This window comes from Xenorhabdus ehlersii, assembly GCF_003610465.1.
In the GTDB taxonomy this organism is placed as follows: domain Bacteria; phylum Pseudomonadota; class Gammaproteobacteria; order Enterobacterales; family Enterobacteriaceae; genus Xenorhabdus; species Xenorhabdus ehlersii.
Window position 1 is genome coordinate 473,367 of sequence record NZ_RAQI01000001.1, and the last position, 22,414, is coordinate 495,780.

Below are 22,414 nucleotides of genomic sequence, written 5' to 3' on the forward strand. Positions count from 1 at the left end.
CATTTTCATATCGGTAATAGTCATCAGGTAACAGTGATATATGTATTGATTATTTAATATTGAAAACAATTATGGAGACCAATAATATGCAGAAAATTCTGGTAAAGATAACAAAAAATAAAATAGCTAAAATATTTATCTGTTCTGTCAGTCTGATTCTGGGAAATATCACTTTCTCGTATGCTGCGATTGTTCCTCCCAATGTTCAATTGGCGGATAAGCAGGAAATTACCCGCAACAATTTTTCCGAACCTAGTTCTTTAGATCCGCATAAGTCTGAGGGAAGTAGTGAATTTGATATCTTGCGGGATTTTTTTGAGCGTTTAATTGATACCGATAAAAAAGAAAATATTATTCCTGCTTTAGCGGAAAACTGGGAAACTAAAAATAATAAAACATGGATCTTCCATTTAAGGAAAGGGGTTAAATGGTCTGACGGTTCACCGATTACCGCCCATGATGTGGTTTTTTCTTTCCGGCGGCTGGTGACACCTGATACGATTTCTCCTTATGGTAGCTACTTGATTCAGGCTACTGTCGTGAACGCCCGTGATGTACTATCTGGTAAGAAAAAACCGCAAGAACTCGGTGTAAAGGCGCTGGATGATGCAACGGTAGAAATTGTACTGGAAAGGCCAAAAGCGGGTTTTCTGCAAATGTTGGCGCATCCCGCAATGTCTCCTGTTAGTGAACAGGTTATTAAAAAATATGGCAATAAGTGGACTCAGCCTCAACATTTTGTCAGCAATGGGCCTTTTAAACTCTCTGCATGGGTAGTGAATGAAAAAATTATTGGTGTCAGAAATCACCATTATTGGGATGATAAAAATACCGTAATTAATAAAGTCACTTACTTGCCATTATCAGATTATAAAGCGGATCTAAACCGCTATATGACAGGAGAGATTGATATATCCAATGGAGGGCCATCGGAATTCTTGCCAACCGTTAAGAAGAAGTTTGGCGAGCAATTGCATGTTAGTCCCATAATGAGTGTTTATTATTATCTCTTTAATACACAAAAGTCGCCATTTAATGATGTTCGGGTCAGACAAGCGCTGGCTTTAGCACTGAATAGAAACATTATCACTGACAAGGTATTAGGCAACGGTCAAAAGCCCGCTTATGATGTCGTGTCTCCGGGCGCTGGAGGTATTTATTTAAAACCGCCTGAATATGCCTCATGGACACAAGACCAGCGCGTTGCCAAGGCTAAAATGTTACTGAATGAGGCGGGTTTTAATGAAAAGAATCCACTCAGATTTACCTTGCTATATAACACCTCCGATGCTCATAAAAAAATCGCCATTGCTGCCAGCTCGGCGTGGAAAAAGCATCTAGGTGTGGAAATCATTTTACAAAATCAGGAAACAAAAACACAAAATGATAGTATGGCTCAAGGCAACTTTGAGGTGACGAGATACGCATGGAATGCCGATTATAGTAGCCCGACCAGTTTCTTAGATATTTTTACATCAGGTAATACCAATAATCATACCCAATATCAGAATAAGGAGTTTGATCAATGGGTTTTAAAGGCGGATGAAACTAATGATCCAGCCGATTACCAACAAGCCATTGATATTCTCAATCAAGAAATACCCGCCATCCCCGTTTATTATTATGTCCGTGTAAAACTAGTCAAGCCTTATGTTGGTGGATTCCACGTGGACTCAATGGGAAATATCCCGACAAAAGATCTTTATATTATTAAGCACTAATTTTTTGATCAGTGATAAGAGCCTGTTGCAGTCGGCTATTATTACTTATCAAAGTTAATTGAAATTATAAGTTAAATAAAAATGGTAGAGTAGTGTAATAGTAAAAATAGTAATTAATGGAGAATCAAAATATGAAAAAAATCATGGCAGGTTTAATGAAAAATAAGCTCACCCAAATTCTTACCTGTTCGATGGGAATACTATTAACAAACATCACATTCTCTTATGCTGCCGTTGTTCCACCGGGAACACAATTAGCTGAAAAACAAGAAATTGTGCGTAACAATGGTTCTTTCCCCGCTTCTTTAGATGTACATAAAGTAGAAAGTAATGTTGAGTTGAATATTATCCATGATTTTTTTGATGGTTTGGTTTACACCGACAGAAAAGGTCATATCGAGCCCAGATTGGCTGAACGTTGGGAAACGAATGACAACCAAACCTGGCTATTTCATTTAAGAAAAGGCGCTAAATGGTCTGATGGCTCGCCGATTACCGCTCATGATGTAGTATTTAGCTGGCGACGTCTTCTTGATCCAGAAATGGGTTCGCCTTATAGCAGTTATCTTGGAACCGCCCACGTGGTTAATGCAAACGACATATTACTAGGCAAGAAAAAAGTGGAAGAACTTGGTGTGAAGGCGCTGGATGATTTCACATTGGAAGTGAAACTCGATAAACCCGTGGCTTATTTTTTGCAAATGCTAACCCATCCAATTTTGGTCCCGGTGAGTGAAAAAGCGGTTAAAAGATATGGTGACAAATGGACACATCCAGATGTTTTTGTTGGCAGTGGTGCATTTAAGCTATCTGAATGGAAAGTGAATGAAAATGTGATTGGTGTCAGGAATCCTCATTATTGGGATAATAAAAACACGGTAATTAATAAAGTGACTTATCTTGCTATCACATCAGAAAAATCGGATTTAAACCGCTATCTTGCCGGTGAAATTGATATGACTATGACCATTCCTTTGGATTCTTTTGCATCATTAAAGAAAACATTGGGTGATCAAGTTCATATTAATTCTATGCTCAGTACTTACTATTACGTGTTTAATACGCAAAAACCGCCGTTTAATGATGTTAGAGTCAGAAAAGCCTTAAGTTTAGCCATAGATAGAGATGTGATTGCTAATAAGGTATTGGGAATGGGGCAACTACCTGCTTATGATATTCTGCCCCCTAATATCGGTGGTATCACATTAACCCCGCCAGAATATGCCTCCTGGACACAAGAGCAGCGGGTAAAAAAAGCTAAGGAGTTGTTGAACGAAGCCGGTTTTAACGAGAAAAACCCGCTCAAATTTAACTTGCTTTATAACACGAGAGAATCTCATAAAAAACTTGCCATCGCTGTCACTTCAATGTGGAAACAGAACTTAGGTGTTCAAGCCAGCCTACAAAACCAAGAATGGAAAGTGATGTTGGATAATATGCACCAGAACAAGTTTGATGTTGTCAGATACGCATGGACAGCGGATTACAACAGCCCAATGTCTTTTTTGGATACTTTCCTGACAGGAAGCAGTCATAATATACCACAATATGCCAATAATGATTTTGATCAGACAGTCATTAAAGCAGGTGAAACCGATGATGTCGCTTATTACCAAAAAGCAATGGACATTTTTAATAATGATATTCCAGTGATCCCTATTTATTATTATGTCAGTAATCGTCTGGCGAAGCCTTATGTTGGTGGATTTTACGTTACCCCAATGGATTATATCTCGACAAAAGATCTCTATATTATTAAACATTGAATATCAATCAATTTGTTGTAGAAAAATGTCGGGTTGAAATATAAAAAATAAATACAGTTATGAAGGGTTGAATATGAAGAAAATAACGATAAATAAAAAGATAAAAGTTCTCTCTTTAGCTATCTCTGCCATGATTGGGAATATAGCAATATCTTATGCCGCTGTTATTCCTGAAGGAACAAAACTGGCCGCTAAGCAGGAAATTGTACGTAATAATGGTTCAGAACCCGCTTCATTGGATACACATAAAGTTTCAAGTGATGTCGAATTTAATATTATTAATGATTTTTTTGATGGTCTGATTCAGGTTAATAGTCAGGGCAATATTGAGCCAAGGTTAGCAGCCAGTTGGGAAACTAATGATAATAAAACGTGGATTTTTCATTTAAGAAAAGATATCAAGTGGTCAGATGGTTCACCTATTACGGCTCATGATGTGGTATTCAGTTGGCGGCGTTTGATTGATCCCGATACCGTTTCCCCTTATGGAAGTTATCTTGAGAATGCTGCTGTAGTGAATGCAAATCAGGTATTGACGGGTAAGAAAAAAACGGAAGAGCTTGGGGTAAAAGCGTTGGATGACAAGACGCTAGAGGTGAGGCTAGGCTGCGTCCCTTAATTAGATAACCGCCTGTAAAAGAGTCGAATACAGCCTAATTTCACCATGGACAAATAGTTTCGTGCGGTTTTTTCGTAACGGGTTGCAATACGCCGATTTCCTTTCAGAAAACCGAAACAGCGTTCGACAACATTGCGGTCACGATAAGCCTGTTCATCAAATTGCGTACGACCATCAGCACTGCCTTTTTCATTGATTTTATAAGGAATAACGCTTTTGATCCTCAATTTACGCAGATAACCGCGGAGCTTTCTACTCGAATACCCTTTGTCTGCCAGCACGGCTTTGCCACGTCGTTTCATGAAACCATTTTTGCGTTGTATACCAATGCCGTCGAGCAAAGGGATGGCGGATTGACTTTCATGAGCTTGCCCAGCGGTCAACATCAGGTTGAGGGGAAAACCCTTTCCGTCGGTTGCCAGGTGGATTTTGGTGCCATAACCACCGCGTGAGCGACCCAGCGCATGATCGTCAGTGATATCGGGATGTTTTTTTTCGCGCCTGCGGCATCTTTACTCGCGCGAATATTGCTGCCATCCAGGCAAATTTCAGCCCAGTCAATCAAGCCTTTTTCATCCAGAATGGACAGTAACCGATTAAATATCTTGTTGATAATGCCCGATTTTGACCAGCGATTAAATCGGTTATAGACCGTTTTCCAAGGGCCATAGCGTTCAGGTAAATCACGCCACGGTGCCCCGGAGCACAAGACCCAGAACATCCCATTCATCACACGGCGGTGTTCAACATGTGGACGTCCTGCTCGCTCTGAATGGACCGGGGGCAAACAAGGTTCTATCACTATCCATGCGTCATCAGGAATGTCGTAGCGTGCCATCATCTTTTTCCCATATTGAAAACAGTTTAGATGAGAATACTATCAATTTACATTAAGGGACACAGCCTAGATAAACCTGTCGGAGATTTTCTACAGATGCTGACTCATCCTGTTATGTTTCCAATAAGTGAAAAGGCAGTAAAACAATCTGGTGATAAATGGACCAGGCCAGAAGTTTTTGTGGGAAGTGGTCCATATAAACTCGCTGAGTGGGTCGTCAATGAAAAAATAATCGGAGTCAGAAATCCTCTATATTGGGATAATAAAAACACAGTGATCAATAAAGTAACCTATCTTCCGCTCTCTTCAGAAAAAGCAGATTTAAACCGTTATCTGGCGGGAGAAATTGATATTACCAATACTATTGCCGCAGAATCTTTTCCATCGCTGAAGAAAACATTACCTGATCAGGTACGTATTTCTCCTAAATCTACAGTCTATTTCTATGAGTTTAATAATAAAAAACCGCCATTTAATGATGTCAGAGTCAGGCAGGCACTGAGTTTAGCCATAGATCGCGATATCATTGTGGATAAGATATTGGGACAGGGACAATTACCGGCATATATTATGCTCACGCCAAATATAGGAGGCTTTAATTTTAAACAACCTGATTATGCTTCCTGGACTCAGGAGCAGCGTATTGCTAAAGCGAAAAAGTTATTGAATGAAACTGGATTTAATCAAAATAACCCTCTTACTTTTAATCTGCTTTATAACACTCAGGAAGGACATAAAAAAATTGCCATTGCGGTTAGTTCAATGTGGAAGAAAAATCTTGGTGTAAATGCTGTTTTGCAGAATCAAGAATGGAAAGTGATGTTGGATAATATGCATCAGGGGAAATTTGATGTCATCCGGCGGGCATGGGTTGCTGATTATAATAGTCCGATGACATTTTTATCCATATTTTCATCTAATCAAGTCAAAAATACATCCATGTATGAAAATGTTGAGTTTGATAAATTAGTGGAAAAAGCAAGCAATAATAATGCTAAAGATTATTATCAGCAGGCTTCAGATATTTTAGCCAAAGACTTACCTGCTATTCCAATTTATTTTTATGTGAACCATAATATGGTTAAACCTTATGTTGGCGGATTTAATATTAATACAAGAGGTGAATATTTCACAAAAGATCTTTATATCATCGAGCATTAATAACCGTAGTGGAGCGTGACATAGGTTAAAAGGAAAAGCAAGGATTGCTTTTCCTTTCAGGATAATACGACTAAAAATAAATGTTATTTAGAAATCAGTGATTCTTCATATTGCTTAGATTTTTGCTGATCAAATTGTCTCTCCCATTTAGCCACAACAAGTGCAGCGAGTGCATTACCTACTACATTTAATGCGGTACGAGCCATATCAAGAATTCGGTCAATCCCCGCGATGAAGGCTAAACCTTCTAATGGAATTCCCACACTTCCCAGCGTTGCCAACAGAACGACGAAAGAGACCCCTGGAACACCGGCAATTCCTTTTGAGGTAATAATCAATGTGAGGACAAGCGTAATTTCTTGCCAAAGCGATAAATCTATTCCATAGAGTTGGGCAATAAAAATGGCGGCGATACTCTGATACAGTGTTGAGCCATCGAGATTAAATGAATAACCAATTGGAATAACAAAACTGGTAACTGATTTTGACGCACCATATTGTTCCATTTTATCCATGATACGGGGTAATACTGTTTCTGAGCTGGCAGTAGAATAGGCTAACAGTAGTTCATCTTTGAGGATCTTAAAGAGCGTAAAAATGTTGATATCGCAGTAGCGGGCAATCAAACCAAGAATGACAATAGCAAAAAATAAAATTGCACAGTGAACTAAAATAACTAATTTTATTAATGGCAATAATGAGCTAAACCCGAAATTAGCTACTGTTACTGAAATCAACGAAAATACCCCGATTGGAGCATACATCATAATAATATGAGTAACCCTGAACATGGTTTCAGAGAATGTTTGTAATACCGTTAATAAAGGTTGTTTTTTTTCCTTCGGTAGTGATGATAAGCCTAAACCAAATAATACAGCAAAGAAAATGACGGGCAACATGTCGCCACTGGACATAGCAGCAAAAATATTATCAGGTACTAATGATAGAATAGTATTAATAATACCATGTGAATGATTTTCAACCTGCTGTGTTGTACGTTCATATTGAGATATATCTACTTGATGAAGAGTAGACATATCAATACCTACACCAGGTTTAAACGTATTTGCTAAAAAAATGCCTACAACGATTGCAATTGTTGTTACTATCTCAAAATAAAAAATTGTTTTTAAGCCTAGTTTTCCTAATTGCTTAGTATTACCAACACCGGCAATACCAACAACTAATGTTGAAATAACAATTGGGACAACAATCATCTTAATAAGCTGGATAAATATTTTCCCAGCAGGAGAAAGAACATTAACAATTAACCACTGTTTGTGTTCATTGTCATGTAAAACTGCTCCTACAATAATTCCTAATATAAGCGCAGCTAAAATTTGCCAGCCTAGCCCAAATTTAAATTTCTTTTTATTAACTGTTTCGGTCTTATTCATTAGACAACCTTATGTTTTTTTATTTCTTTACTCCTCTTTTTTATACAATAACCTTGACCTAAAGCACAATAAAAATTGCGGTAATCTTTTAAATAATATACAAACAATACCCGTAATTATTAAAGATGCTGATTTATTATTCAAATCAGCTCATGCTAGCGGCCATGAAAATTGATCTGACACTAACTCAGAAACAATCCCTTGAATTGATATATGATATGATTCGTGATGGGTGAGTAGCTATCTGAAAGGCTACTTCAATCGGGAAAAGGAACCTGTGGCCTACCTCATGATTGTTTTAAAACATTAAAATAATCTGTTAATTATTTTCTTTGCTATTTTGCAGTAATTTGAAAACTATTGTGCATAAATAAATACCTTTTCATAATAGTGAGCGACTAAGGTTAGTGGAGAGCTTGACTCCTTGCGCCGCAAGGAGTCAAGCAGTGTCCTATCATTTTGGAAAGCTATTTATATAGCTATAAATACAGTATTTCTTTATATTTCTAGATGGGAATTTTTAATCACTTTCGGGTGTATTTAAATAATCTGAATATATTAAATTGATTTTAAAAGAAAAATAAAAATGAATGTCAAATATCCATTTGAAAAATACTCAATCAAAAAATTTATTGTTGTTGCACTAAATAATTTATTGAGTAATAAATAGCGTGTCATGCTGTAACATGGATTGAAAACAAAATGGAGGACAAAAATAAATAATTACAGCACAGCTATGGGGAGACATGACATGTTAAATAAAATCAGCAAAAAAAAGATTAAAACATTAGGTTGTTCTATCAGTATTATATTGAGTAGTATCACATCATCTTATGCCGCAGTTATTCCACCTGATACACAATTATCGGAAAAACAAGAAATTGTTCGTAATAATGGTGCGGAGCCTGCTTCACTGGATGTCGATAAAGTCGAAGGTAATATAGCACTAAATATTATCAATGATTTCTTTGATACGTTAGTGGGCACGGATAAACAAGGCCAGATCATACCCAAATTGGCTGCAAGCTGGGAAACGAAGGATAATAAAACGTGGATTTTCCATTTGAGGAAAGGAATCAAATGGTCTGATGGTACACCCATTACCGCTCATGATGTTGTTTTTAGCTGGCGACGGCTGACAAATCCTAAAACACTTTCTCCATATGGTAGCTATTTTGTTGATGCTTCTGTGGTGAATGCCAAAGAGGTTTTGGCCGGAAAGAAAAAAGTGGAGGAGCTTGGTGTAAAAGCCTTGGATGATTCGACATTGGAGGTAAGGCTAGAAAAACCGGTTGGATATTTTTTGCAGATGCTGGCGTTCTCGATTACGTCTCCAGTTAGCAAAAAAGTTGTTGAAAAATACGGAGATAAATGGACTCAACCTGAGTTTTTTGTTTCTAGTGGTGCATTTAAATTAGCTGAATGGAAAGTGAATGAAAAAATTGTTGGAGTGAGAAACCCTTATTATTGGGATAATAAAAATACTGTTATTAATAAAGTAACTTATCTTCCATTGTCATCAGATATATCAGATTTAAACCGTTATCTGGCTGGAGAAATAGATATTACATTTACAATTCCATTAGAATCGTTTGCCTCATTAAAGAAAAATATGAGTTCACAAATTCATATTTCGCCTATACTTAGCACATATTACTATCAGTTTAACAATAAAGAACCTTTGTTTAAAGATATTAGGATCCGACAAGCGCTAGGTCTTGCTTTGGATAGAAATATTATTGCCAATAAAGTCGTTGCCCAAGGGCAAATACCTGCTTACACAATCTTGCCTCCTGGAATTGGTGGTTTTAAATTTAAACAACCTGATTATGTATCATGGACACAAGAGCAACGTAATGAGAAAGCCAAACAGTTATTAAATGAAGCAGGTTTTAATAAAGATCATCCTCTTAAATTTAATTTGGTTTATAATTCATCAGGTTTACATAAAAAAGTTGCTATTGCTGCAACCTCAATGTGGAAAAAGAATCTCGGTGTTATTGCTAATATACAAACTGAAGAGTGGAAAGTAATGTTGGAGAACGAACATCAAGGTAAATTTGATGTTGTTAGAGGTGGATGGATTGGCGATTATAATAACCCAATGTCTTTTTTTAATATATTTACAACAAATCAAACAAATAATACTTCATTTTATTCTAATAAAGACTTTGATAATTGGATTCGTAAAGCAGGAGAAACTAATAAAAAAGAAGATTTTCAACATGCACTCGATATTATGACAAAAGAGACTCCTATTATACCCGTTTATTACTATGTCACTGCGATATTGGTTAAGCCTTATATTGGTGGTTATCACGCCGATCTGCTGGGAATGATATCAACGAAGGATCTTTATATTATTAAGCACTAAATTAAAGAGCCTGCTTAAGCAGGCTCTCCATAGTCTATTGTAGTGCTTTACGAGCAGCCAAAGCTAAAAATCCACTGCGGCTACCATATTCGGGATGCTGCTTGACTTTTGCATCAATGCGATTGATTAAACGCAATGGTAAGGTAATATTAATCCGCTCTGTTTTGTCTTCGAACTGGCTCATATCTACAGGAATTAAAAGCCATTGCCCATTTTTGTATTCACCGGTCTTTTCTACAAGGTGTTCTTGCATGGCTTTTGGCAATGGGAATTCCAGGTTTTGTTCTTTCATTAACTCGAAATGTGCATTGATCGCAGATTGCGCATCAGAATGTGCTGCTTCAAGTGTGTCACCAGCAAAGATACACCCTGCAACGTCAGGAAACCAGCCACTGGCACTACCATCTTGATCTATTTCGACAAATGCTGGATATAACATAATTTTATTCCACTTTTATCTGTATATTTTTTCTGGGTAATTCGTAATCCATTAACTGGATTGTTTGAGTTTTGCGTCTTTTAGAATCTTGCTGAGAGTTCCTGGTTTAATATCTCTACGTGGGTGGGGAACTGTTATCACCGCAGCGAACTCAGGATGAGTGAATTGATGATGACTCCCTTTGATTCGTTTAAGTTTCCAGCCATTTTTTTCCAATAATCTCATTAAATCTGAACTGTTCAAGCAGCCTCCTTTCCGCTTCGAATATTATATACACACCATACACATTGCTCAAGCGGTTGTTACTATTTGATTTCCATGTTTAAACCCGAAATTCTGCAGCTAATTGACTGAAACCCAATCCATTCTTTTTTTCCACTTTGATCTGAACAGGAATTCGCTCTTTTAATGCTTCTACATGACTAATTACTCCGATAGTCTTTCCTGATGCATTAAGGTGATCCAGTGCATCCAAAGCGATATCCAAAGTTTCAGGATCAAGCGTGCCAAACCCTTCATCAAGGAACAGGGATTCTATTTGTGTCTTGTTACTCACTAGATCAGACAAGGCGAGAGCAAGAGCAAGGCTGACAAGGAAACTTTCTCCTCCAGAAAGCGTTTTGGTATCCCTCGTAGCATCCGCTTGCCAGGTGTCAACGATTTGTAATTCCAGTCCGCCGTCATCTTTGCGTTGCAAGTAGTAGCGCCCATGTAATTTTTCCAATCGGATATTTGCCAGATGTACGAGATGATCCAATGTCAGACCTTGAGCAAAACGGCGGAATTTCGCGCCATCGGCAGAGCCAATGAGATTATTGAGATAGCTCCAGTCATCATATGTCTGTTGTAAGAGTGCGATCTGTGCCAGTAACTTGTGTTGGTGTTGACGGCGAGTTGCATTGCTGTTCAATACGATTCTGACTTCACCTTGTTGTTGGTTATTTTGTTTCAACTTAGTCGTAACGTCGGTCAATATGGTGGATAGTTGTTGAGGTTCATGTTGATTAAGCAATTGTGGCTGCGTTTCTGTATGTCGCTGTAAGGCCACTTCTGATTCATGATGCCGTGTTTTAGCTTGCAATTGTTGCTGTTCAAGTTTTTCTTGTAACTGTTGTAATTTTTCCCGCTGTTCTGGTTCCAATAAGGCATGTTCAAAGGATGATTGATCGGGAAAGCCTTGCTGTTCTAAGCCTGTTTGTAAATGGATGATAGCAAGTTTGTAGTTTTCTTCGGCAATGGTGTGGCTTTTTTCTATTTCACTGGCAGCACCGATTAATTGACTCATTTTGTTTTGCAGTGTTTGCAGATGGAAAACAGCCTGTTTGTAGGCGATTTCCAATTCATTGGTTTTTTGCTGCAAGGCCTGACGAACAGCAATGATGGATTGTTCGCCAAATAAACACTGACGTTCCTGACGTGTTTGTTCCAATAACTGCATTTGCTGTTGTTGTTGTTCCCTCAAAGTATGAAGGTGAGTGGAGAGCTTATTTTTTTGTTTGTCTAGTTCACCCAGTTTGCTTTGCAAGGCTGCTTGTTCTTTTTGTAGTTGCTGCCACTTTTCTCGTGAATCGTGGTAGTTTTTTAATTCTTGTTCACGCTGTTGCAGCCAGTTTTCTATTTCATGAGAGACAGGAAGTGTGAAAGGGGTCGGCTGTAATGCCGTGTTTAACTGTTGTGCTGTCGCTGCATAGTCGGCTTCTATTTGTTGAGCTTCTGCTGTCTTTTCTGTCAATTGTTTTTGCGCTGAATCCTGTTTGAATTTTTCCAGTTCAATACTCTTTTCACAGGCTTGGTATTGTTCTCGGTTGGTAGCAAGTGCTTTTTCGGCTGTTTGATAGTTTTTCTCTGCCTGTAATAGGGCTTCCTGCTGCGCTTGGTTTTGGTGATAAGCAGATTGTCGTTGGCTGATAAAGTAATTAACCGTCTTTGTCTCCATCGGTAATTCTGTAGCCTGCAACTGCTGGCAATGGTGTTCCCATTGTTTAACCCATTCCGTCAATTTAGCGTGGTATTGTGCGATATTTTTCTGTAATTGTTCGCCATACTGCTGTTGAAGCTGTTGTTTTTGCCGTAGGGTTGTACGATTTTCTTGCAGTTGATCAATCTGTTGACGCAGGGTTTTCAGGCGCTCTTCTGAATGTGGTAGGGCAATATTCTGGTATTCATTGATTAAAGGATGATGAGTTGAGCCGCAAAGCGGACAAGACTCACCTTCTTTTAATTGTGCCCGTTCTTTTTCCAGGCTGACTATTCGTTGTTCCAAACGAATTCGATTGGTGAGATCGTCATAATGTTGCTGTTTATCTACCAACTGTTGATTGAGGGTTGCGATCTGATCAGGTAAGGCTTTTATCAATGCTTGAGATTGGTTCAATTGGCTTTGATCGGCTGAGATCGCTGTTTGTAACTGTTGGATCTGGGGAAGCAAGATCTCCAATTGGTTCTGTGATACCAATTTTTTCTGATAATTTTCTAAATTTCTCTGCAACTGTTCCAAAGGATGCTTTTGCTGCAACGTTGTGAGTTGGTTTTCAGCAGAGGCAAAGCTATTACGCAGTATTTGGCTCTGTTCTTGCTGTTTAGCCAGCTCTGCATTTAATTTATGTAAATAATCGGTTGTACGGGCAAGCTCTGAGCCAATTTGTTGAGTGCTTTGGGTAAGTTGGTCTATTTTTTCTCGTCGTTCTTTCTGACGGGTGAATAGTTGTTTCCATTCAGGCAGTTTGCTGTCCAAATTGCAGTAATAAGGGTGCTGCTCATAGTAGGACTCCAACGTCTTTTGTTCGTTATTTAAGGTAGCCGTTCGATCCTGTGTGGCTTGGTGTTGGGATAAAATGTCTGTGAGATCACGGTTTTGTCCTGCGATTTCTTGTTCAAGTTTCAACAGCTCTTTGGATTGAATATCAATTTTATGATCGAGTGGCATAATTTGCTCTGAGATGAGCTTTTCTTGCTGATTTTGATGCTGTTGATGCTCTTCCCGCTTTTTCTCCAACTGCGCCAGTTGCTGTTCAGCAGGTTGCAGCATTGCCAGTTGTTGTTGGCGTTCATGCTCTATTTTTGTGCGTTGTTCCACAATCCGCTGTTTTTCATGAGTGGCGCGGTTTTGTGCATCCCATAATGGACGGATTTTCTCTGCTGGTTCGCTAGCAGCAAGTTGTTGCAACTGAGGTTGTGCTTCTTGAATTACTTGCTCAGTTTGCTGTAAAAGTGAAGCACTGCTGACCATTGATTGCTGTAGCTCATCCTGTCGCAAAAGCCAATTTTCGGCAGTTTGTAACGCTTTCATTTGTTGGCTGAGTTGGGTTTCTTCTGTAATAAGCTGTTGTTGCTGGTTTTGGTATGCCTGTTGTTGTTCTGGCGTGAGTAATTCAATGGAAGAGGCTTTAGCCTGCTGAATGTTCAGTTCAGATTGTGCCTCTTTATGACGTTGGTAAATTTCCTGGGACAGGATGCCGTAAATTTCTGTACCAGTTAGCTCTTCCAGTAGATCTGCCCGATCTTTATCCTGTGCATTTAAAAATGCGGCAAAATTTCCCTGTGACAAAAGCATGGATTTGGTAAAACGGCTGAAATCCAGTCCAGTTATTTCGGCAATTTTTTCTTTTTTCTCTGGAATTTTATCAGCCAGAATTTTTCCCTCTTTTTTGAGGGCCAATTCTCCTTTTGGGGGTTGGAGTTTGCCATTTGCTTGGTTGCGAGCACGGCGCTGACTCCAAAATGCCCGATAAGCAATGCCTTTGACTTCAAATTCTACTTCAGCAAGGCACTCTGCGGTATGACGGGTCATTAATTCATTTTGCGAAGCAGAAATAGTATTGAGCCTTGGTGTTTCATGATACAGGGCGAGGCAAATGGCATCCAATAAGGAGGTTTTTCCTGCACCAGTTGGGCCAATAATGGCAAATAATCCATTGCTGGCAAATGGTTCTGCCGTAAAGTCAATTTTCCACTCACCTTGCAGGGAATTGATATTTTTCAGCCGTAAGCTAAGAATTTTCATGGCATGTTCTCTTCATGTTATTGCTGAGAAATATCATCCAGCGTTTGTTTAAACAACGTGGTCAGGCGTTGTTTTTGCGCGGGATCATCGATTTCAGCCAGCGCCAAACGACGTTCAAAGACTTCATCTACGCTTAGCTCGGTAAGTGTTTCTTTATTTTGTTCAGACAATGACAGTTGGCGAGCGCTTTTGCTGCGGCGTAGCAGAATAATCTCAACAGGCAGGCCTTCACTGAGGGTTTGGATGCGTTTTTGGATATCGGGCAGGTAATCTTGGGTTGCGACTTCAATATCCAGCCAAACCGGACGCTCTCCTTGATATTCCTTGAAAGAGTGTAATTGCTCTTCAATTTGTTGCAAATTACCACGAATAAGCTGCATAGGCTGATAATATGGGATCGGTAAAAGTGTGATGCTATCGAGTTTACCTGATTTAAAGTCCACTAAGCAGACGCTTTTTTCTTGTCCCACTTCATCAAAACTGAGTGGAATGGGGGAGCCGCTATAGCGGATATGCTCTGATTTACCGATGACTTGCGGGCGGTGGATATGCCCCAGTGCAATATAGTCAGCAGGAGGGAAGGATTGTGCGGGGAAGGCCTCTAATGTGCCAATGTAAATATCGCGAACGGAATCCGTAGTGGAAGCTCCCACCGTAGTGAGGTGACCAGTGGCAATAATCGGTAATGGCTGGCCGAGCTGCTCTCGTAATGCACAAGCTTGCTGATAGAGTCTGTGGTAATGTTCGGTGATGGCATCCTGTAGCGCCTGCTGTTTTTGTGCGTCAGATTGCCCCGCCTGGCTGGTGATGATATCCCGTGGACGCAGATAGGGAATAGCGCAGAGAATCGCTCCGGCATTACTGTCTCTGCCATACAGGATCTTTATCTGCTGTGCTATATCTTTGGTTTCAGCATTAGCAATCACAGTGGTATTCAGGTAAGAGAGAAGGGATTTAGATTCATTGAGTGTGGCAACGGAATCATGGTTTCCACCGAGAATGACAAGTTGGCAGCCTGTGGGCTGTAGTGCCACAATGAATTTGTTATAAAGTTCGCGTGCGTAGCTGGGTGGGGAGCCGGTATCAAAAATATCACCGGCAATAATGAGTGCGTCAACTTGATGCTGTACGATCTTTTCAATCAGCCATTGCAAAAAATACTTATGTTCAGCGGCGCGGCTTTTAGTAAAGAAATATTGGCCAAGATGCCAGTCAGATGTATGAATGATTCGCATGATTTTCCCGCCGTTGCCCTAATTGTTTTTCTAGCCCGCTACTTATCGCCTGTTGCAGGTGCTAATTATAATGGCAGTGTGAGGGATGTCCTGTGTAATTTGGCATCCTTTACTGAATTTTCGAGCTGGTTTGCATTTCTAATGAAATATGACAAAGATGCAGGATTTTCTTTGGAAACCAGTTTGTATCTTGTTAATTGAGAAATAAGGAATTTCATAAAAGTGTCATAAAATTGACTCATAATATTTGCAGTGAAAGTCACTCACCTTAATGATATTAACGGGATTGATCATGGTTAAACGCATTTTGGTCGTTGAAGATGAAGTGCCGATTCGTGAAATGGTTTGTTTTGCATTGGAGCAAAGCGGTTATGAAGCCATTGAAGCCGAAGATTACGATACAGCAATAAGACGTTTGTCTGAGCCTTATCCTGATTTGGTATTATTGGACTGGATGCTGCCAGGAGGTTCTGGGATACAACTTATCCGGCAAATGAAGCGGGATAATAACGTTAAGGCGATCCCTGTCATTATGGTCACGGCTCGGGTGGAGGAGGAGGATCGGGTACGTGGTTTAGATGTCGGTGCTGATGACTATATAACGAAGCCGTTTTCACCTAAGGAATTGATTGCCCGGGTTAAGGCTGTTTTGCGGCGTATTTTACCTATAGAGTCGGAAGACATTATTGATATGGATGGATTGATTCTGGATCCATCATCCCACCGCGTTTCCAGTCAGGGACAAGATTTGGAAATGGGGCCAACTGAATTCAAACTTCTCCACTTTTTTATGACTCATCCTGAGCGTGTTTATAGTCGTGAACAGTTACTCAACTATGTGTGGGGAACAAATGTTTATGTGGAAGATCGTACGGTTGATGTACATATCCGACGGTTGCGTAAAGCGTTGGAGATAGGGGATCACGCTAAGATGGTACAAACAGTGCGTGGTACAGGTTATCGCTTTTCTACCCGCTATTGACTGTTTGGAGTAAAGTCACGTGCTTGAGCGTTTATCTTGGAAAAAGTTGGTATGGGGGCTTGTGCTTTTTTGCTTGCCCGCTGTCATTTTGTCTCTTTTTATCGGTTACTTGGCATGGCTGCTGGTTATCGCACTGTTTTTGGCTCTGGTATGGCATGGCTATAATTTGCTGAAATTATCCGATTGGTTATGGTTGGATCGCAATATGTTACCGCCTGTCGGTCGTGGCGGCTGGGAACCTATCTTTTATGGTATTTACCAGATGCAGCAACGCAATCGTAAACGGCGTCGTGAACTCGCATTACTCATCAAACGCTTTCGTAGCGGGGCTGAATCATTGCCGGATGCCATGGTGATAATGACCACGGAAGGCAATATTTTTTGGTGTAATCGTCTGGCACAACATTTACTAGGGTTCCGCTGGCCTGAAGATAATGGTCAGCATATTTTCAACCTGCTTCGCTATCCTGATTTCAGCCGTTATATCACAGCGAATGATTTTTCCCACCCTCTGTCCATCGAATTGAATAATGGCAATATGATGGAGTTCCGCATTATGCCTTATTCTGAGAAGCAATTATTGATGGTCGCGCGTGACATTACCCAAAAACGACTGTTGGAAAATGCCAGACGGGATTTTTTTGCCAATGTGAGTCATGAACTCAAAACTCCTCTCACTGTACTGCAAGGTTATCTGGAAATGATGGAGGATCAGGCGTTCGGCAATAAGGTGAACCAGAAGGTTATCGGTACGATGCGGGAACAAATACGAAGAATGGATGGCCTGGTGCAGCAACTGATGCATCTTTCCAAAATTGAAGGGGGGCCACAAGTGGATATGAATGAAGCCGTGGATGTTCCTAACATGTTGAAAATATTGCAACGGGAAGCGTTGGCCCTGGGAAATGAGCAGTATGATATTGTGTTTGATATCGATGAAACACTGAATGTATTTGGTAATGAAGAACAACTGCGCAGTGTAATGTCTAACCTTATTTATAATGCCATCAAACATACCCCGCCGGGCACAAGGATTGAGGTGAGTTGGCGACATGTTTCCCAAGGTGCACTGTTCAAAGTGAAAGATAATGGTGGTGGGATTAGCGCGGAACATTTACCACGTCTGACAGAACGTTTTTATCGCGTCGATCGAGCGCGTTCACGTCAAACTGGGGGAAATGGGTTAGGTTTGGCGATAGTGAAACATGCATTGCATCACTACAATACTCATCTTGATATTGCGAGTACTTTAGGAAAGGGCTCAGTTTTTAGCTTTTTATTGGCGTCTAGGCTTATAGCTGCTGCCAAAAACAGTTTTATGACAAAATGATTTATTAATCGCCATGAACAAAAAATGCGCATGAGCAAAAAAACACACAAATCATATAGTGTGTATTCAATGATAGATAACAATAATAACTGATTTTAAAAACCAGTTCAGGATATTGTTCTGGTTTTTGGTTTTGTGCTTGCCTTTTAGCGCTATAAAAGTTTTACTTGGGGACAGTTATTGGCGATTCTAGCTGTTATTACTACTATCATTCTGTATCTTGCGATTATCAGTGAATATTATGTTGCTCACTGACGGTTAAATCAGAATTCGGTCTCGCCAGTGAAATTCAAGTGCTAGCGATAGTTACTGTCGCAGATGCATCTCTTTTGGCAAAATACATTAACAATCATTATGGCATACCGTTTATCATCTAAGGATATTTGGGCATTAGGCTTTATGACCTTTGCCTTGTTTGTTGGTGCGGGAAATATTATTTTTCCGCCTATGGTTGGCTTGCAGGCAGGAGAGAATGTTTGGATCTCAGCCGCCGGTTTTTTGCTAACCGCTGTTGGCTTGCCAGTCATTACTGTCATTGCGTTGGCAAAAGTGGGTGGGGGCATTGAAGCACTCAGTACACCGATTGGAAAAACTGCAGGTCTGATTCTGGCAACTGTCTGCTATTTAGCTGTCGGCCCCCTGTTTGCAACACCTAGAACCGCAACGGTTTCTTTTGAAGTGGGTATTGCACCACTTACCGGAACAGGTGATCTTCCTTTATTTATCTATAGCGTGATCTATTTTGCACTCGTGGTGCTGATTTCATTGTATCCAGGAAAACTACTGGATAACGTTGGCCATATATTGGCTCCAATCAAAATCGTGGCGTTAGCCATTTTGGGAATTGCGGCTGTGTTGTGGCCGGCAGGTGGCCCTGTTCCTGCTATTGAAACTTATCGGGAAATTCCGTTTTCAAATGGCTTTGTCAATGGCTATTTGACAATGGATACACTGGCCGCAATGGTATTCGGTATTGTTATTGTCAATGCGGCCCGTTCCAGAGGGGTTGAAGCTTCTTCTCTGTTGACGCGCTATGCCATGTGGGCTGGTTTGATTGCTGGTCTTAGCTTGACGCTGGTGTACCTCTCTTTGTTCAAACTTGGGGAAGGTAGTGGCACATTAGTGCCTACAGCAGAGAATGGTGCTGTGATTTTGCACGCCTATGTCCAAAATATTTTTGGTGACTACGGCAGTTTCTTCCTCGCGCTACTGATTTTTGTTGCCTGTATGGTGACTGCTGTCGGTTTGACTTGTGCTTGCTCTGAATTTTTCAGCCGTTATTTGCCATTGTCTTATCGTGCTCTGGTACTGATTTTAGGTACATTCTCCATGCTGGTTTCTAACATGGGCTTAAGTCACTTGATTAAGTTCTCAATTCCAGTACTGACGGCAATTTATCCACCCTGTATCGCGCTGATATTACTGAGCTTTACAATCCGTTGGTGGAATAATTTCACCCGCATTTTGGCTCCTGCCATGTCTATCAGTTTGCTGTTTGGAATTTTGGATGCAATAAAAGCTTCTGAGTATTTATCCCATTTACTACCAGGGTGGGCGAATCATTTGCCATTAGCGGATCAGGGTTTGGCTTGGTTATTGCCTACTTTGCTGACGATTGTTGTGTGCGCCATTTATGATCGCATCGTAGGAGGCGTAAAACTCCCAAAGTATGAAGTGCAGCCTGAAGAGAAGTAGGAATAAAATTTGTTCATGATGTAAATGACGTTATTAGATGATAAAAGGGTGAGCCGCTGAAAACGGCTCACCCTTTTTTGTTGAGTTATTCGGGTTAATAACCAATAGCGGCACCGGCAGGTCGCCGTGCATCGTTGGCGCCGTAGATGTAGCCTTCACGGACAATACCTGATACGGCTGAATCATTACCTGATGATTGTGGAGTCACACCAGCGGCACCCGGCAATCCAATCATGATTAATTCTGCGGCTCCCCAAGGTATCTGTTCCACCATTTTGTAGCCCATTTTTTCCAGTAAGTTTAGGGTGTCTTTCGACAAGCCACGTTGTTCATAATAGACTTCGTCAGGTAGCCATTGATGATGGATCCGTGGGCTATTGACAGCTTCTTGTGGTGGCATGTTGAATTCGATGATATTCAGGGCCGCTTGTAGCGTGATGGAGATAATGCGTGAACCTCCGGGAGAACCTAAGACCAGGAAGATTTTATTATCTTTGGTCACGAGTGTTGGGCTCATTGATGATAGTGGGCGCTTACCAGGGGCTATTGAGTTGGTTGCACCTTGCACTAGCCCGTACAGGTTTTTCTCACCAACTTTAGTTGTGAAGTCGTCCATTTCATCGTTAAGGAAAAAGCCTGTTCCTGGCGCAATTACAACGGCACCAAAACGTCCATTGATGGTGTAAGTTGTTGATACCGCGTTTCCTTCTTTATCTACTACGGAATAGTGGGTAGTTTCCGGTTTTTCATGGGAACCAATGCCTGGTTGAATATTCACCGATGGAGTGGCTTTATTCGGTTGAATCTCTTTTCTGATCGATTCGGCATAACTTTTACTTAACAGTCGATCAAGCGGGTTATTAATAAAGGCGGGATCGCCCAGATAGGTATTTCTATCCATATAGGCGTGGCGCATGGCTTCTGTCAATGTGTGAATATAAGCAGCAGAGTTGTATCCCATGGATTTAAGATCGTAGCCTTCAATGATGTTTAATATCTCGCATAACGTAACACCGCCAGAGCTGGGAGGTGGAGAAGAGATAAACTTGTAGCCTCGGTAACTACAAGTGACGGGTGTTGTTTCTGTGATATGGTAATTGGCAAAATCCGCTGCGGTGATAATTCCGCCTGATTTTTTTGATGCTTGTTCAACTAATTGGGGAATTTTGCCGTGATAAAAAGCATCAGGCCCATGTTTGGCAATCATTTCCAGCGTGTTGGCTAAATCGGTTTGGATAAGCCTGTCCCTTGGTTCGAATGGTGTGCCATCCTTGCGCAGGAAAATACGGGCAGCTTCTGGATCTTGAGCGAAACGCTTCACTGTAGTATCCAGAATATCGGTATCGCCACGGGTCAGTATATAGCCTTCGCGCGCCAGTTTGATGGCCGGTGCCATGACTTGTTCGCGAGTTAATGTGCCGTACTTTTTCAATGCCTCTTCAAATCCCATGACTGTGCCTGGTACAGCAATCGCGTTATAACCATACAGGCTGGCACCTTTGATAACTTTTCCATCTTTATCCAGATACATATCAGCGTTAGCCGCGGCAGGGGCTGTTTCACGGAAATTGATGAAAGTATCTTTTCCATTAGCGAGATGGATGGTCATAAAGCCACCACCGCCAATATTACCGCAGCAGGGATTAACCACTGCCTGGGCATATCCAACAGCAACTGCGGCATCAATGGCATTCCCACCCATTTTGAGAATATCGATGCCAGCTTGTGAAGCAAGACGTTGTGAGCTGACAACCATGCCCTGTTTAGCTTCAACAGCAGGTTCAGTGGCAGAATAAAGTGGAGTAGAAATAAGTAGGGATACAGCGATAAGTGGTATTTTCCATGCTTTGAACATGTGTTGTTCTCCTGAGGATAGGCCAATTGTTATTAATCAATCGTTAATTGATTTGAGTTTTTGTGGTGTTTTTGTTGCGAATGCGTAATTCACCTTATCTAAAGCTCAGGATTTTTGAAAGTAAAAAACCAGCCGACTGGGCGGCTGGTTTGGAATGCTTCATAACATAAAGTTATGAACTGATTGAATCCTAACGGGATTACAGCTTATCAGCGTTTTTGGTCAGGTATTTTGCTACGCCTTCAGGTGAAGCGCCCATACCTTCCAGGCCTTTCTCCCATTGTGCAGGACAAACTTCGCCGTGCTCTTCATGGAATTGCAGAGCGTCAACCATACGCAGCATTTCATCGATATTACGGCCCAGTGGCAGATCGTTAACCACTTGATGACGAACAACACCATTTTTGTCAATCAAGAAAGAGCCACGCAGAGCAACGCCAGCTTCTGGGTGCTCAATGCCGTAAGATTTCATGATGTCACGTTTGATATCAGCAACCATTGGGTATTTGACTTCGCCGATACCGCCTTCGCTGATTGGGGTTTTACGCCATGCGTTGTGAACGAATTCAGAGTCGAAGGATACACCAACAATTTCAACACCACGTTTCTGGAATTCTTCATAGCGATGATCGAAAGCAATCAGCTCAGAAGGGCAGACGAAAGTGAAATCCATTGGCCAGAAGAAAATAACAGCAGGACGGCCATTCAGGTGTTTTTTCAGATTGAAGTTATTAACAATTTCACCGTTACCGAGAACTGCGGCAGCCGTAAAGTCAGGGGCTTGGCGGGTTACTAAAACCATAATTGACTCCTGTGATTTTAAAAAGATGTTATGTAAAAACGGGTTACAGCATAAGGAATTAGGTTATAGCAATAAAGGATAAAATACCAATCATTATAATAGATTTTACCTATCAATAAGATGTTTTTAATTCCTTTTAGACTACATAAGATAAAACTATTTATGAAAAATTCAAGTGATGAAAAGTTCAAGACAGA

The 22,414-nt window shown here is 40.6% G+C and carries 14 protein-coding genes and 2 pseudogenes; 8 read left to right on the plus strand and 8 right to left on the minus strand.

Annotated features, from left to right (window positions below; translation table 11 throughout):
• Nucleotides 1–86: 86 nt before the first annotated feature.
• From BDE27_RS02280 to BDE27_RS02290, 3 genes and pseudogenes are all read left to right on the plus strand, one after another.
• On the plus strand, nucleotides 87–1,721 hold the full coding sequence (locus BDE27_RS02280) for an ABC transporter substrate-binding protein (RefSeq protein WP_167450521.1): 1,635 nt from the start codon (nucleotides 87–89) through the stop codon (nucleotides 1,719–1,721).
• Nucleotides 1,722–1,852: 131 nt separating this feature from the next.
• Nucleotides 1,853–3,487 (plus strand): ABC transporter substrate-binding protein, encoded by a 1,635-nt coding sequence (locus BDE27_RS02285; protein ID WP_099132678.1) that lies wholly within the window; start codon nucleotides 1,853–1,855, stop codon nucleotides 3,485–3,487.
• 130 nt (nucleotides 3,488–3,617) lie between these two features.
• Nucleotides 3,618–4,091: pseudogene (locus BDE27_RS02290) on the plus strand (ABC transporter substrate-binding protein); the annotation flags it as partial.
• Between the two features lie 11 nt (nucleotides 4,092–4,102).
• Here BDE27_RS02290 and BDE27_RS02295 read toward each other — a convergent pair.
• Nucleotides 4,103–4,944, minus strand: a protein-coding gene (locus tag BDE27_RS02295) for an IS5 family transposase (RefSeq protein ID WP_120211323.1) whose coding sequence is annotated in 2 segments (ribosomal slippage) — nucleotides 4,103–4,602 and nucleotides 4,602–4,944 — 843 coding nt in all. Because the reading frame shifts where the segments join, the coding sequence is not laid out codon by codon here.
• 63 nt (nucleotides 4,945–5,007) lie between these two features.
• Here BDE27_RS02295 and BDE27_RS02300 point away from each other — a divergent pair.
• A pseudogene (locus BDE27_RS02300) lies at nucleotides 5,008–6,105 on the plus strand (ABC transporter substrate-binding protein); the annotation flags it as partial.
• An 83-nt stretch (nucleotides 6,106–6,188) separates the two neighbouring features.
• On the opposite strand, the gene gltP reads toward BDE27_RS02300, so the two are convergent.
• A complete protein-coding gene (gene gltP / locus BDE27_RS02305; protein ID WP_099132447.1) occupies nucleotides 6,189–7,502 on the minus strand; it encodes a glutamate/aspartate:proton symporter GltP in 1,314 nt (437 codons plus the stop codon).
• Between the two features lie 751 nt (nucleotides 7,503–8,253).
• On the opposite strand from gltP, the gene BDE27_RS02310 reads away from it, so the two are divergent.
• Nucleotides 8,254–9,876 carry an ABC transporter substrate-binding protein gene (locus BDE27_RS02310; protein WP_167450522.1) on the plus strand — a complete coding sequence of 541 codons (1,623 nt, stop codon included), beginning with the start codon at nucleotides 8,254–8,256 and terminating at the stop codon, nucleotides 9,874–9,876.
• Nucleotides 9,877–9,910: 34 nt separating this feature from the next.
• Here BDE27_RS02310 and BDE27_RS02315 read toward each other — a convergent pair whose 3' ends face one another.
• The 4 genes from BDE27_RS02315 to sbcD all read right to left on the minus strand — a co-directional run bounded on the left by BDE27_RS02315 (nucleotide 9,911) and on the right by sbcD (nucleotide 15,553).
• Nucleotides 9,911–10,315: a type II toxin-antitoxin system HicB family antitoxin gene (locus BDE27_RS02315; protein ID WP_099132449.1), complete on the minus strand. Its 405-nt coding sequence runs from the start codon at nucleotides 10,313–10,315 to the stop codon at nucleotides 9,911–9,913.
• Between the two features lie 51 nt (nucleotides 10,316–10,366).
• Nucleotides 10,367–10,558 carry a type II toxin-antitoxin system HicA family toxin gene (locus tag BDE27_RS02320; RefSeq protein WP_099132450.1) on the minus strand — a complete coding sequence of 64 codons (192 nt, stop codon included), beginning with the start codon at nucleotides 10,556–10,558 and terminating at the stop codon, nucleotides 10,367–10,369.
• A 79-nt stretch (nucleotides 10,559–10,637) separates the two neighbouring features.
• Entirely contained in the window at nucleotides 10,638–14,318 is a 3,681-nt protein-coding gene (locus tag BDE27_RS02325) for an AAA family ATPase (protein ID WP_099132451.1), read from the minus strand.
• Between the two features lie 17 nt (nucleotides 14,319–14,335).
• A complete protein-coding gene (gene sbcD, locus BDE27_RS02330; RefSeq protein WP_099132452.1) occupies nucleotides 14,336–15,553 on the minus strand; it encodes an exonuclease subunit SbcD in 1,218 nt (405 codons plus the stop codon).
• A 292-nt stretch (nucleotides 15,554–15,845) separates the two neighbouring features.
• On the opposite strand from sbcD, the gene phoB reads away from it, so the two are divergent.
• From phoB to brnQ, 3 genes are all read left to right on the plus strand, one after another.
• The gene (phoB, locus tag BDE27_RS02340; RefSeq protein ID WP_099132454.1) at nucleotides 15,846–16,535 is read left to right on the plus strand and encodes a phosphate regulon transcriptional regulator PhoB; all 690 of its coding nucleotides are present in this window, start codon (nucleotides 15,846–15,848) and stop codon (nucleotides 16,533–16,535) included.
• A gap of 19 nt (nucleotides 16,536–16,554) precedes the next feature.
• Nucleotides 16,555–17,865 (plus strand): phosphate regulon sensor histidine kinase PhoR, encoded by a 1,311-nt coding sequence (gene phoR / locus BDE27_RS02345; RefSeq protein WP_099132455.1) that lies wholly within the window; start codon nucleotides 16,555–16,557, stop codon nucleotides 17,863–17,865.
• A 354-nt stretch (nucleotides 17,866–18,219) separates the two neighbouring features.
• Nucleotides 18,220–19,560, plus strand: coding sequence for a branched-chain amino acid transport system II carrier protein (gene brnQ / locus BDE27_RS02355; protein WP_099132559.1), 1,341 nt, complete (start codon nucleotides 18,220–18,222; stop codon nucleotides 19,558–19,560).
• 94 nt (nucleotides 19,561–19,654) lie between these two features.
• On the opposite strand, the gene ggt is transcribed toward brnQ, so the two are convergent.
• Nucleotides 19,655–21,415 (minus strand): gamma-glutamyltransferase, encoded by a 1,761-nt coding sequence (gene ggt / locus BDE27_RS02360; RefSeq protein WP_099132456.1) that lies wholly within the window; start codon nucleotides 21,413–21,415, stop codon nucleotides 19,655–19,657.
• A 199-nt stretch (nucleotides 21,416–21,614) separates the two neighbouring features.
• Nucleotides 21,615–22,217: a peroxiredoxin C gene (locus BDE27_RS02365; RefSeq protein ID WP_099132457.1), complete on the minus strand. Its 603-nt coding sequence runs from the start codon at nucleotides 22,215–22,217 to the stop codon at nucleotides 21,615–21,617.
• Nucleotides 22,218–22,414: the final 197 nt, after the last annotated feature.